11 protein-coding genes are annotated in these 13,506 nt (G+C 55.1%); 4 read left to right on the forward strand and 7 right to left on the reverse strand.

What is annotated here, in order from left to right; translation table 11 throughout:
* The first annotated feature begins 325 nt into the window (after positions 1 to 325).
* Positions 326 to 1,027, forward strand: coding sequence for a FadR/GntR family transcriptional regulator (locus ABLU96_RS15025; protein WP_004855803.1), 702 nt, complete (start codon positions 326 to 328; stop codon positions 1,025 to 1,027).
* Positions 1,028 to 1,039: 12 nt separating this feature from the next.
* Positions 1,040 to 2,437 (forward strand): multidrug transporter subunit MdtD, encoded by a 1,398-nt coding sequence (gene mdtD / locus ABLU96_RS15030; RefSeq protein ID WP_004855800.1) that lies wholly within the window; start codon positions 1,040 to 1,042, stop codon positions 2,435 to 2,437.
* Here the strand turns inward: mdtD and rbsR are convergent.
* The 7 genes from rbsR to kup form a co-directional block, all read right to left on the reverse strand.
* Complete coding sequence (gene rbsR / locus ABLU96_RS15035; protein WP_014227359.1) at positions 2,434 to 3,426, reverse strand: ribose operon transcriptional repressor RbsR; 993 nt, start codon at positions 3,424 to 3,426, stop codon at positions 2,434 to 2,436. The two genes, mdtD and rbsR, sit on opposite strands and share 4 nt — an antisense overlap.
* A gap of 3 nt (positions 3,427 to 3,429) precedes the next feature.
* Positions 3,430 to 4,362, reverse strand: a complete 933-nt coding sequence (gene rbsK, locus ABLU96_RS15040; protein WP_163520874.1) for a ribokinase — start codon at positions 4,360 to 4,362, stop codon at positions 3,430 to 3,432.
* Positions 4,363 to 4,460: 98 nt separating this feature from the next.
* Positions 4,461 to 5,351 carry a ribose ABC transporter substrate-binding protein RbsB gene (gene rbsB, locus ABLU96_RS15045; protein ID WP_004855794.1) on the reverse strand — a complete coding sequence of 297 codons (891 nt, stop codon included), beginning with the start codon at positions 5,349 to 5,351 and terminating at the stop codon, positions 4,461 to 4,463.
* A 27-nt stretch (positions 5,352 to 5,378) separates the two neighbouring features.
* Complete coding sequence (rbsC, locus tag ABLU96_RS15050) at positions 5,379 to 6,344, reverse strand: ribose ABC transporter permease (RefSeq protein WP_004855792.1); 966 nt, start codon at positions 6,342 to 6,344, stop codon at positions 5,379 to 5,381.
* Between the two features lie 5 nt (positions 6,345 to 6,349).
* The gene (gene rbsA / locus ABLU96_RS15055) at positions 6,350 to 7,855 is read right to left on the reverse strand and encodes a ribose ABC transporter ATP-binding protein RbsA (protein WP_009653315.1); all 1,506 of its coding nucleotides are present in this window, start codon (positions 7,853 to 7,855) and stop codon (positions 6,350 to 6,352) included.
* Between the two features lie 10 nt (positions 7,856 to 7,865).
* Entirely contained in the window at positions 7,866 to 8,285 is a 420-nt protein-coding gene (gene rbsD, locus ABLU96_RS15060) for a D-ribose pyranase (protein ID WP_014227356.1), read from the reverse strand.
* A 184-nt stretch (positions 8,286 to 8,469) separates the two neighbouring features.
* Positions 8,470 to 10,338 (reverse strand): low affinity potassium transporter Kup, encoded by a 1,869-nt coding sequence (kup, locus tag ABLU96_RS15065; protein WP_014227355.1) that lies wholly within the window; start codon positions 10,336 to 10,338, stop codon positions 8,470 to 8,472.
* Positions 10,339 to 10,555: 217 nt separating this feature from the next.
* Between kup and ravA the strand changes: the two genes are divergently transcribed.
* Together ravA and viaA are read left to right on the forward strand one after the other, a co-directional pair.
* The gene (gene ravA / locus ABLU96_RS15070; RefSeq protein ID WP_014227354.1) at positions 10,556 to 12,055 is read left to right on the forward strand and encodes an ATPase RavA; all 1,500 of its coding nucleotides are present in this window, start codon (positions 10,556 to 10,558) and stop codon (positions 12,053 to 12,055) included.
* The gene (gene viaA, locus ABLU96_RS15075; protein ID WP_014839869.1) at positions 12,052 to 13,500 is read left to right on the forward strand and encodes an ATPase RavA stimulator ViaA; all 1,449 of its coding nucleotides are present in this window, start codon (positions 12,052 to 12,054) and stop codon (positions 13,498 to 13,500) included. The genes ravA and viaA overlap by 4 nt, the downstream gene beginning before the upstream one ends.
* The last annotated feature ends 6 nt before the right edge of the window (positions 13,501 to 13,506 follow it).

The raw sequence follows: 13,506 nt of genomic DNA on the forward strand, positions 1-13,506 counted from the left end.
CTTTCGCTCACCGTTGCGAGGTGGCGTATATTACGCTTTCCTCTTTCAGAGTCAAGCGTTTAATTTCGCTTTTCTCTGCCGGTATTCATCGCTGAATCCCGCTGACCCGGCGGGCTGTAAGCCGTTGTTCCGTGTCAGTGGAGGCGCATTATAGGGAGTTATTCCGAAGTGACAAGGGCTAAATGCAAAAAACTTTTTAACCGCCTCTTTTTTCATCATTACGGCGCGTAATGTAGCAAAAAACCGGCGTTTTGCCGTTTTAACCAACGAAGTAAGCCGCCAGATGGCATACTGGTAAGGTAAAAAAGAGAAAGGAACGGCACGTATGTCTTTAAGCGCACAGCAGTTGGCGGCACAAAAGAATATCTCCTGGGTATTAGCGGAGAAGCTGGCTCAAAAAATTTTGACCGGTGAATATCAGCCAGAAAGTATCCTTCCAGGCGAGATGGAACTGGGCGAGCAGTTTGGCGTGAGCCGCACCGCCGTGCGTGAAGCGGTGAAGACGCTAGCGGCAAAAGGCATGCTTTTACCACGACCGCGCATCGGAACGCGGGTGATGCCACGCAGCAGCTGGAACTTTCTCGATAAAGAACTCCTGGCCTGGTGGTTAACAGAAGATAACTTCTCCGATGTTGTCAGCCATTTCCTCGTGATGCGCGGCAGTCTGGAACCTCAAGCCTGTTTCCTGGCGTCAACCTCAGGGACGCCGGAGCAAAAAGCCCAGCTCAACGCTTTGATGGAGGAGATGGTTGAGCTGAAGAGGAACTTTCAGCGCGAACGCTGGATTGAAGTCGATATGGCCTGGCATGAACATATATATGAAATGAGCGGCAACCCTTTCCTGATCTCTTTCGCTTCTTTATTTCATTCGGTCTATCACACCTACTTCACGTCGATTACGCAGAATGAAGTGGTGAAACTGGATCTGCACCAGGCAATCGTTGATGCCATTCTGGATAGCGACGGCTTGCGGGCGCTGAGCGCCTGCCAGGCGTTGTTGAGCGCTCCCAACCATTCCGATAAATAGCAAGGGTATCGAATGACCAAAAAGAAAGCCCGCAGTATGGCCGGGCTGCCATGGATCGCAGCGATGGCTTTTTTTATGCAGGCGCTCGACGCCACCATTCTGAATACAGCCCTTCCCGCTATCGCCCATAGTCTCAACCGTTCACCGCTAGCGATGCAGTCGGCCATTATCAGCTATACGCTGACGGTGGCCATGCTTATCCCGGTCAGCGGTTGGCTGGCCGACCGCTTCGGCACGCGAAAAGTGTTTATCATCGCCGTCAGCCTGTTTACCCTCGGTTCCCTGGCCTGCGCGCTTTCCAACTCCCTGATGGAACTGGTTATCTTCCGCGTCATTCAGGGCATCGGCGGGGCCATGATGATGCCGGTAGCCAGGCTGGCGCTACTGCGCGCCTATCCGCGCAGCGAACTGCTGCCGGTGCTCAACTTCGTCACGATGCCTGGACTGGTCGGCCCTATCCTCGGTCCCGTGCTCGGCGGCGTACTGGTGACCTGGGCCAGCTGGCACTGGATTTTCCTGATTAATATTCCCATCGGTATTATCGGGATCGTGTATGCCCGCAAGTATATGCCGGATTTCACCACGCCACGGCGCCGCTTCGACACGCTCGGTTTTATCCTGTTTGGCCTGAGCCTGGTTCTGTTTTCCAGCGGAATCGAGCTGTTTGGCGAGAAAATTGTCGCCACATGGATGGCTCTGGCGGTTATCGCCCTGAGCATCGTTTTACTGTGGGCCTATATTCGTCACGCTCGCCGCCATCCCACGCCGCTCATTTCGCTTTCTTTATTCAAGACGCATACTTTCTCTGTCGGGATTGCGGGAAACCTGGCCACGCGCCTGGGTACCGGTTGCGTTCCGTTCCTGATGCCGCTGATGTTACAGGTTGGCTTCGGTTATCCGGCGATCGTCGCCGGCTGCATGATAGCGCCTACGGCTATTGGTTCGATTATTGCGAAATCAACCGTCACCCAGATTCTTCGCTGGTTTGGTTACCGTAAAACGCTGGTTGGGGTCACGATATTTATTGGCCTGATGATCGCTCAGTTTTCGCTGCAATCGCCGGATATGTCGATCTGGATGCTGCTGCTGCCGCTCTTCATTCTGGGAATGGCAATGTCCACCCAGTTCACCTCCATGAACACCATCACGCTCGCCGATTTAACCGATGAAAACGCCAGCAGCGGCAACAGCATGTTGGCCGTGACGCAGCAGCTATCGATCAGTCTCGGGGTCGCCGTTAGCGCGGCGGTGCTGCGGTTTTATGAAGGATTCGATAGCGCAAATACCATCGAGCAGTTTCACTACACCTTTATTACCATGGGGGTTATCACCGTGGTATCGGCGCTGGTATTTACCTTATTAAGAGCAAAAGATGGCCGCAACCTGATTAAGGAGCGGCACAAACGTTAGGCTGAGCCGCGAACCACCAGCTCGGGGGTTAACTGTACGCGCTGCTGTTTTTGTCCCGGGTCGGCCATACGGTGAATCAGCACATCGATGGCCAGCTCGCCCAGTTCATCTTTCGGTTGATGAATTGTGGTTAACGGCGGCGTCATATAGCGCGCCAGTTCAATGTCGTCATAACCTACCAGCGCCATATCCTGTGGGATACGCAGACCGCTCTGATAAAGGGCCTGATAGGCGCCTACCGCCATCGCATCGTTACCGATAAACACCGCCTGCGGCAGCGCTGGCAGCATCAGCAGCTTCTGCATGGCGCTGAAACCGCCGCCAAACTCAAAATCGCTGCTAATCACATATCCTTCAGGTACCGTGAGTCCGGCTCGGGCCATCGCTTCCTGATATCCCTCCAGGCGCAGTCGGGCAGGAGTTTTATCCAGCGGACCCGCAATACAGGCAATCCGCGTATAGCCCTGGTCGATCAGATACTGCGTCGCCATATCGCCGCCCAGCAGAGAGTTATCCTGAATCAGATCGCTATCGCCGTCGAACGGCGCCCAGTCCATCATCACCGTCGGTACAGAAGGGTAGCGCTGCATAATCTCCGGCGAAGGTTGATGCGTTTCAGTGCACAGCAGCAGTAAACCATCGACGCGCTTTTGCATCAGCGTCTCCAGATTACGGTTCATCCGCTGTTCATCGCCTTCGGTATTACACAGCACAAGGCTATAACCCCGTTCAAAGCAGCTGCGCTCCACGCCGCGCACCAGCTCCGAGTAAAACGGATTGGTACTGGCGGTAATGAGCATGCCTATGGTGCGGGTTTGATTTAATTTGAGACTGCGCGCCAGCGCGGACGGCGCGTAGTTCAGGCTCTTAATCGCGGCGTCGACTTTAGCGGTAATAGCTTCGCTAACGAAACGATCTTTGTTGATGACATGAGAAACCGTCGAAGTGGAAACGCCCGCAATGCGGGCTACATCCTTCATGGTAGCCAATCGTTACCCCTGTTGACGTAAAAATTCGTCTATTTCTTTTCGCCAGGGCACGGAGGGCTGAGCCCCTTTGCGGGTGACGGCGATAGCGGCGGCGGCATGGGCAAAACGAATCGCCTGCGCCAGTTCGCTACCTTCAAGCAGCGCGGTGACCAGCGCACCATTAAAGGTATCGCCAGCGGCGATGGTATCAACCGCCTGCACTTTAAAACCGGGAACCCGACGACCTTCACCTTCGCTGCTGGCCCATACGCCACGGCTGCCAAGCGTAATGATCACCGTACCAATACCTTTATCATGGAGCACTTTGGCGGCTTTTGCCGCATCATCGTCGCTTTCTACGCGAACGTCGGTGAGCTTTTCCGCTTCGGTCTCGTTAGGGGTAATGATATCCACCAGCGTGAGCAGATCATCGGGCAGTTCACGTGCCGGCGCCGGATTGAGGATAACTGAGGTTTGATTCTGGTGAGCGATTTTCGCCGCGGCCAGTACGCTTTCCAGCGGCGATTCCAGCTGCATCAGCAGCGCCTGCGCGCCGGCAATACGCTCTTTTTCCGCATCAACCTGAGCCACGCTGAGCGCGGCGTTAGCGCCAGCATGAATACCGATAGTATTCTCACCTTCAGCGTTAACAAAAATCAGCGCCACGCCGGTTGATTCTCCGGCAACGGCCCTGATCGGCGCGACGTCGATATTATCGCTTTTCAGCTGACGACGAACGCGTTCGCCAATATCATCATCGCCGGTACAGGCGATAAAGGCGATATTGGCTCCGCTGCGTCCGGCAGCAACCGCCTGGTTTGCGCCCTTACCGCCAAAAGCGACCTGATAGTGATGACCGGTAACGGTTTCACCCGGCGTTGGGAAAGCGTCAAGATTCAGGATGTGATCGGCGTTGATACTGCCAAGGACGACAAGTTTGCCTGCGGTTTTCATAATCAATATTCCCGGAAAGCGCGCCACCGGAATCCGGTGGCGCATGCCCTGCTTTTCTTTATTATGTTGTCCCTCGGACCGTCGCCGATCCGAATCGCACATTATTGCTTAATGACCAGTTTCAACTCAACCGGATAGCTGGTTTCCACTTTTTCGCCCTTCAGCACTTTATCGGCTGTCTCAACGCCTTTCACGCCGATCTGCTCCGGTAACTGGGCGATGGTCGCTGCCAGTTTGCCACTATTTACCGCTTTTTCGCCATCCGGAGTGCCGTCAAATCCAACAACCATCACATCAGATTTGCCTGCCGTTTGCAGGGCACGCAGCGCGCCCAGCGCCATTTCATCGTTTTGGGCGAATACGGCCTGCACATCAGGATGCGCCGTCAGCAGGTTCTGCATGACGTTGAGGCCCTTGGTACGGTCAAAATCTGCCGGCTGGCTGGCCAGAACGTTAAACTTATGCGCAGCAACGGCCTGCTGGAAACCTTCTCCACGCTCGCGCGCCGCGGACGTCCCGGCAATGCCCTGTAGTTCAATGATCTTCGCGCTTTCACCGACTTTCTTCGCGATATAGTCACCGGCCATCTTACCGCCCAGCACATTATCAGACGCGATATGGCTCACCACGTCGCCTTTTGACGCCTGACGGTCGAGGGTGATAACCGGAATTTTAGCCTGGTTAGCCAGCTTCACGGCGTTACCCACCGCATCGGAATCCGTTGGGTTGATCAGCAGCAGTTTGGTACCACGAACGGTTAAATCCTGCACGTTAGCCAGCTCTTTGGCCGGGTTATTCTGAGAGTCCAGAACCACCAGGTTATAGCCCAGTTTGTCCGCTTCTTTTTGCGCGCCATCCTTCAGCGAGACAAAGAACGGGTTGTTAAGGGTTGAGATAACCAGAGCGATAGTGTCTTTTGCCATCGCGTTTGCGCTTACGGTCGCACTTAACGCTACAGCAGAGACCAGGGTCGCCAGTTTTTTCATATTCATAGTTAAGATGTCCTGTAGAGTTATCAGTTACTGCTTCTTGTTATCTACCAGTACCGCCAGCAAAATAACCACCGCTTTCACGATCATCTGGTAATAGGATGAAACGCCTAATAAATTCAGTCCGTTGTTCAGAAAGCCAAGGATCAACGCGCCAATCAGCGTCCCGACAATACGGCCTTTACCGCCCGCAAGGCTGGTACCGCCGAGCACCACCGCCGCAATCGCATCCAGTTCATATCCGGTGCCCGCCGTCGGCTGCGCGGAAGAGAGACGCGCGACCTCAATAATGCCGGCCAGCGAGGCCAGCATGCCGCACAAAGAATAGACGATGATTTTAACTTTATTCACGCTGATGCCGGAAAGACGCGTTGCCGCTTCGTTGCCGCCGAGCGCGTAGATATAACGACCCAGGCGGGTATGGTGCAGCATGTACCAGGCGGCCAGGAAGACGATCGCCATAATCCACACCGGCGTTGGGATCCCAAGCGGACGGCCAATCCCGAACCAGCCAAACAGATCGGCGTTGTCGGTAAAGCCGGTGTTTACCGGGCTGCCGTTGGTATACACCATCGTCACGCCGCGCAGCAGCAACATCATGACCAGCGTGGCGATAAATGCCTGTACGCGCCCTTTCGCCACGATTACGCCGGTCACGGCGCCAATTGCCGCACCTAACGCCAGCGCAGCGGCCACCGCCACCAGCGCGTTGACCTCAATCCCCACAATGGAAGCCGCCACCGCGCCGGTCAGCGCCAGCAGGGAGCCGACGGACAGGTCGATGCCCGAAGTCAGGATAACCAGCGTCATCCCAACCGCCATAATGGCGTTAACTGAAGTCTGCTGCAGAATATTGAACAGGTTATTCACGGTAAAAAAGTTGGGGCTCATGGTCGAGACAATCGCAATCAGCACCAGCAGGGCAATCAGCGATTTTTGCTCCATCAGCCACGCTTTTGTGAAGTAGCGACGACCAGAAACAGCCGGGTTATTCATCTTTTTTACTCCTGATTCACACGGTTAAGCTTGCCCACAGCGGCAGCCATCAATACTTCCTGGGTGGCCTGCTCGCGTGTGAATTCACCGCCGAGGTGCCCTTCATGCATCACCATGATGCGATCGCTCATGCCCAGCACTTCCGGCATCTCCGAAGAGACCAGAATGATGCTCAGGCCTTCGGCTTTAAACTGGTTAATCAGCTGGTAGATCTCTTTCTTCGCCCCGACGTCGACGCCGCGGGTCGGTTCATCAAGGATCAGCACCTTCGGACGGGTCATCAAGCCGCGGGCAATCGCCACCTTCTGCTGGTTACCGCCCGATAGCAGCCCAATAGCCTGCTCCATCGACGGCGTTTTCACATTAAACAGGCGGATAAAATCACCTACCGCCTGCTGTTCATCTTTATGCTTCAGGCTACCGCCGCCGCGGCTGAAGTAACGCAGCGCGGTGAGCGACATATTCTCTTTAACCGACATGCCGAGCACTAAACCATCGCGCTTGCGGTCTTCGGAGATATAAACAATGCCGTTGGCCAGGCCATCCTGCGGAGAACGCGTAATGACCTCATGCCCATCCAGGGTAACCGATCCGCTGCTGCGCGGCAGCGCACCGTACAGCACCTTCATCAGTTCGGTTCGTCCGGCGCCCATCAGCCCGGCGACGCCGAGGATTTCGCCCTGGCGCAGAATAAAGGAGATGTTCTCCACCCCTGATCCACACAGGTTGTCGACCTTAAGGCGAACCGCGCCCGGAGCTTTGTCCAGATGCGGATACTGATCCTCCAGCTTGCGGCCGACCATCATCTCAATCAGCAGATCTTCATCCAGGCTGGCCACTTCGCGCTCGGCGATAAACTGCCCATCGCGGAAGACCGTGACGTCATCGCAAATCTCGAAGATCTCTTTCATACGGTGAGAGATATAGACAATACCGCGCCCCTGCGATTTCAGTTCGCGGATCACGCGGAACAGGGATTCGGTCTCGGTGTCGGTTAGCGCGTCGGTGGGCTCATCCATAATGATGACCTTCGACTCAAAGCTCAGCACTTTAGCGATCTCGACCATCTGCTGATCGCCGATCGACAAATCGCCCACCAGCTTTTGGCTGTTGAAGCGTAAGTTCAGCTTTGCCAATAGCTTGTCAGCTTCGGCATACATCGTTTTCCAGTCAATTTTGCCAAAGCGATTCACAAACTCACGACCGAGGAAAATATTCTCGGCGATCGTCAGCTGGGGGATCAGGTTGAGTTCCTGGTGAATGATGCCGATTCCGGCTTCCTGAGAAGATTTAGGTCCGTTGAAGGTGGTCTCTTTCCCCAACCACAGCAGCGAACCGGCATCGCGGGAGTAGATACCGGTCAGCACCTTCATCATGGTGGACTTGCCGGCACCGTTCTCCCCGACCAGCGCCATCACGCGACCTGGATAGACATTTAGCGAGGCGCCGGAGAGCGCCTTGACGCCAGGGAACGCTTTATCGATCCCTTTTAGTTGCAATAAGGCTTCCATATCGGCGACCTCAGAACGTCACGCCGGCACAGAGAATAACGTTCGCATACGGGGAACACTCCCCGCTGCGAATCACCGCCTGACTGTCTGCGGTTTCTTTTTTAAACTGCTCATGACTGGTGTAACGAATTTCAATGGTGTTTCCCTGGTGCTGCTGCAGCTGCTCAAGGTGAGTGAGCAACGTCGCATGGAGCTGCGGATTAAGGGTTTTAATCTCTTCCGCCAGGATAGCCGCTTCAACCTGCATTTCGCTCGTCACCACCTCCAGAACCTGCATAAAGGAGGGAACCCCGTGGGTTAACGCCATATCAATACGCGTGCTGCTGCGGGGAACCGGTAAACCAGCGTCGCAAACAACCAGCGTATCGGTATGCCCCAGACGGGAGATGACCGACGAGATATCAGCATTGAGGACGGTACCTTTTTTCATTTTCTCTTTTGCTCCATTAGCGAAACGTTTCGCTGGTATAAGTATTAGCAATAAGAGAACAGAAAACCATCACCAGATGTGAGAATTGTGATCGTCATCGAAACGTTTCGCAACGCAGCAGCGAGAAAGTCTGAAGCGAGCAGATAAAACAAAAAAGCCCTTCATTAAGAAGGGCCCTAGTGAATCAAATCTCAACCTGGGTGCCGAGTTCAATAACCCGGTTAGGCGGGATTTCGAACTGATCCGGCGCCCGCAGGGCGTTGCGCTGCAGCAGCAGATACAGCTTGCCGCGCAGGCGCAGATACCACGGCCGCTTGCCGATGATCAACGACTCATGCGACATAAAGAAGGAGGTCTCCATCATCCGGCAGCTCAGGCCTTCCAGCCCGCAGCGGTGGAAAACCTCTTCGACGTTCGGCGTTTCGCGCCAGCCGTAGCTGGCAACGACGCGCCAGAACGACGGCGATATCTGTTCAATCTGTACGCGACGAACGTTATGTACGTACGGCGCGTCTTCGGTACGCAGCGTGAGCAAAATCACCCGCTCGTGCAGCACCTTGTTATGCTTCAGGTTGTGCAACAGCGCGAAAGGAATCACGTTCAGCGCCCGGGACATATAAACAGCGGTACCCGGCACGCGAACCGGCGGCGATTTTTCAAGAGAAGAGATCATCGCCTCCAGAGAATTACCGTGCTCATGCATCCGACGCAGAAGGCGGAAACGCTCGCTCTTCCAGGTGGTCATGATGGTAAACATCACCAGACCGAGGGTCAGAGGCAGCCAGCCGCCGGAGACGATTTTATCGAGGTTCGCGGAGAAGAGCGGGATATCAATGCACATAAAGGCAACCAGCAGCAGCGCCACAATAAACTTATTCCAGTGCCAGTTTTGCCGCGCCACCGTCGTGAACAGAATGGTGGTCAGCACCATCGTTCCCGTTACCGCAATACCGTATGCCGCCGCCAGATTCGAGGAGTGCTCAAAGTTAACAATCACGATGACCACCGAGATATAGAGCAGCCAGTTGATAAACGGGATGTAAATCTGCCCGGACTCCATTTCCGAGGTGTGAATAATACGCATCGGCGACAGGTACCCCAGACGCACGGCCTGGCGAGTCAGAGAGAAGACGCCGGAGATAACCGCCTGGGAAGCGATAACCGTCGCCAGGGCGGCAATGATCAGCATTGGGATCAGCGCCCACTCCGGCGCCAGCAGAAAGAACGGGTTTTTAATCGCTTCCGGATGTTTAAGCAGCAGCGCCCCCTGACCAAAGTAGTTCAGTACCAGCGAAGGCAGCACGACCGAAAACCAGGCCAGGCGAATCGGCAATTTGCCGAAATGCCCCATGTCGGCATACAGCGCTTCCACGCCGGTAATCGACAGCACCACCGCCCCCAGCGCCACAAACGAGACGGTTTTATATTCGAGGAAGAAATGAACCGCCCAGTAAGGGTTCAACGCCTGCAGCACTTCAGGGTTAGCGAAAATACTGCGCGCGCCCAGTACCGCCAGCAGCAGGAACCAGATCAGCATAATCGGCGCGAACAGCTTACCCACCATGCTGGTACCGTGCTTTTGAATGGCAAATAGCAGCGTCAGGACAATGATGGATATGGGCACAACCCAGGTATCCAGGTCCGGAGCGATAATTTCCAGACCTTCTATCGCCGACATCACCGAGATGGCAGGGGTAATGACCACCTCGCCATAAAAGAAGCTGCCGCCGATAAGCCCAAGGATCACCAGGATGGACGTGGCGCGCGCGGAAGTGTTTCGCCCCGCCAGCGACATTAACGTCAGGATCCCGCCTTCACCGGCGTTATCTGCCCGCATCACGAAGGTGATGTATTTGAGTGAAACAGTAAGAATTAATAGCCAAAAAATGAGCGACAGGAAGCCAAAAACAGCATCACGCTCAACGCCAAAGCCAAACTGACCTGACAGACATTCACGAAGTGTATACAGTGGACTGGTGCCGATATCGCCGTATACCACGCCGATTGCCGCCAGCGTTATTGCCGGCAGCGATTGCTTATTATCAGTGCTCATAGACTAGTCTTTTCGTTTATAAAACAAATGTGTGCCTAGTCCCTTGGCCCACAAAAAGCGCACAGTATGCACGATTATTTGCTGAATCGTACCCCTAACTGACATCATCTTAACCTGACTCAAAGAAAATAAATCGATTCTTCAGGCTATTACCACCCCTAATCAAACATCTATACTCGACCTAACAACGACATTCTAAAAAGCACGCAACTCTATTATGGCTCAATCACATTTACTGGCAGAAAGAATTTCCCGGCTCAGCGCCGCGCTGGAAAAAGGACTCTTCGAACGCAGCCACGCAATACGCCTTTGCCTGCTTGCCGCCCTCAGCGGCGAGAGCGTTTTTCTGCTGGGCCCGCCGGGGATCGCCAAAAGCCTGATTGCCCGTCGCCTCAAGTTCGCCTTCCAGCAGGCTCGCGCATTTGAATACCTGATGACCCGTTTCTCCACGCCGGAAGAGGTCTTTGGCCCACTCTCCATTCAGGCGCTGAAAGATGAAGGGCGCTACGAACGTTTGACCGCCGGCTATCTTCCGGAAGCTGAAATTGTTTTTCTCGATGAGATCTGGAAAGCGGGCCCGGCGATTCTCAATACGCTGCTGACGGCGATAAACGAACGCCATTTCCGCAACGGGGCGACCGAAGAGAAGATCCCCATGCGCCTGCTGGTGGCGGCGTCGAACGAGCTCCCGGAGGCAGACAACAGTCTGGAAGCCTTATACGATCGTATGCTTATCCGCCTATGGCTGGATAAGGTACAGGATAAAACGAACTTCCGCTCAATGCTGATAAGCCAGCAGGACGAGAACAGTAATCCTGTCCCGGCGAGTTTGCAGGTCAGCGACGAGGAATTTCTGCAATGGCAGCAGGATATCGGCAGCGTGAAGCTACCGGACAGCGTATTTGAACTGATTTTCCAGCTGCGCCAGCAGCTGGATACGTTGCCAAACGCGCCTTACGTCTCAGATCGTCGCTGGAAAAAAGCCATTCGTCTGCTGCAGGCCAGCGCCTTTTTCAGCGGCCGCGACACCATTGCGCCAATAGACCTGATCCTGCTGAAGGATTGCCTGTGGCACAATATTGAGACGATGAATCTGATGTCCGTGCAGATTGAGACCTTAATGACCAGCCACGCCTGGCAGCAGCAGGCGATGCTCACCCGCCTCGGGTCGATTATTCAACGGCGCATTCAGCTTCAACAGCAGCAAAGCGATAAGACCGCGCTAAAAGTCACCCGTCTCGGCGGGATGTTCAGCCGTAAACCTCATTATGAACTGCCTGCTGAAGTGCAGGACCCCACGCTAACGCTGCTTCTCCAGCAGCCGCTAAAACTGCACGACCTGGAAGTGATTCATATTACGTTTGTTCGTGAAGAGCTTGCTCACTGGCTGGAGAAAGGGGGTGAGATCCGCGGCAAGCTCAACGGCATTGGTTTTGCCCAGCAGCTGAATATGGATGTCGATACCAGCCAGCATCTGGTCGTGCGCGATGTGAGCCTGCAGGGGTCGCGACTCTCCCTGCCCGGTAGCGAATCACGGGAAAATATGCCGGCAGAAATCAGGCAACAGCTGGAGGCGCTGGACGACGAATGGCATCAGCAACATAACCGCTTCAGCGAACAGCAAAAATGTCTGTTTATTCCCGGCGAGTGGCTGGGGCGCATTGAAGCCAGCCTGCAGGACGTGGGAACGCAGATTAAACAGGCCCGCCAGTCATGACGCTGGACATGCTGAATGTCATGCTGGCAGTCGGCGAAGAGGGCATGATCGATGAGATGCTGCTGGCCCTGCTGGCAGCGCCTCAACTCGCGGTATTCTTTGAAAAATTTCCGCGGCTCAAAAATATTATCGCCGCCGACATTCCTCGCTGGCGGGAAGCGGTCAGATCGCGACTAAAAGAGACCAACGTCCCGCCCGAGCTGGATGCGGAAGTTCAGTGCTATCAGCAATCACAGCGGCTTTCCACCTCGCAGTTTATCGTCCAGCTGCCGCAAATTCTGAGCCAGCTGCATAAGCTGCACTCCCCTTTTGCCAGCCAGGCGCAGCAGCTGGTGGACAACAACAGCACCTTTACGCCGGCGCTGCACACGTTATTCCTTCAGCGCTGGCGTCTGAGCCTGGTGGTGCAGGCAACCTCTCTTAATCAGCAGCTGCTGGATGAAGAGCGCGATCAGCTTCTGAGCGAAGTTCAGGAGCGCATGACCCTCAGCGGCCAGCTCGAGCCCGTGCTGGTGGAGAATGATAATGCGGCGGGACACCTGTGGGACATGAGCGCCGGAGAGCTGAAGCGAGGCGATTACCAGCTGATCGTTCGCTACGGGGACTTTTTAAGCCAACAACCTGAACTCATGCAGCTCGCCGAACAGCTGGGGCGCTCGCGTGAAGCGAAAGCGGTGCCGAAAAAAGATGCGCCGATGGAGACCTTCCGCAGCCTGGTGCGCGAACCGGCTACCGTACCGGAGCAGGTCGACGGTCTTCAGCAAAGCGACGATATTCTACGTCTGCTGCCGCCTGAGCTGGCCACCCTCGGCATCACCGAGCTGGAGTTTGAGTTCTACCGCAAGCTGGTTGAAAAGCAGCTGCTGACCTATCGACTACATGGCGATGCGTGGAAGGAAAAGATCACCGAACGGCCGGTAACGCGCCAGGACGTTGATGAACAGCCGCGCGGGCCGTTTATCGTCTGCGTCGATACTTCCGGCTCAATGGGCGGTTTCAATGAACAGTGCGCCAAGGCGTTTTGTCTGGCGCTGATGCGGGTCGCTCTGGCGGATAACCGCCGCTGCTTCATTATGCTGTTTTCCAGCGAAGTGGTGCACTACGAACTCACCGGCCCGCAGGGGCTGGAACAGGCGATTCGTTTCTTGAGCCAGCGCTTTCGCGGCGGCACCGATCTGGCCAGCTGCTTCCGGGCGGTGATTGAGCGTATGCAGAATCCGCAGTGGGTCGATGCTGATGCGGTGGTGATTTCTGATTTTATCGCCCAGCGCTTGCCGGATGAGGTGATCAATAAGGTGGGAGAGCTACAGCATAAACATCAACATCGTTTTCATGCGGTGGCGATGTCGGTACACGGCAAGCCCGGCATTATGCGCGTATTCGATCATATCTGGCGCTTTGATACCGGGTTGCGTAGCCGCCTGCTGAGACGCTGGCGGCGTTAATCACTG

This window comes from Klebsiella sp. CN_Kp106 (assembly GCF_040064575.1).
GTDB classification, from domain to species: Bacteria; Pseudomonadota; Gammaproteobacteria; order Enterobacterales; family Enterobacteriaceae; genus Klebsiella; species Klebsiella michiganensis.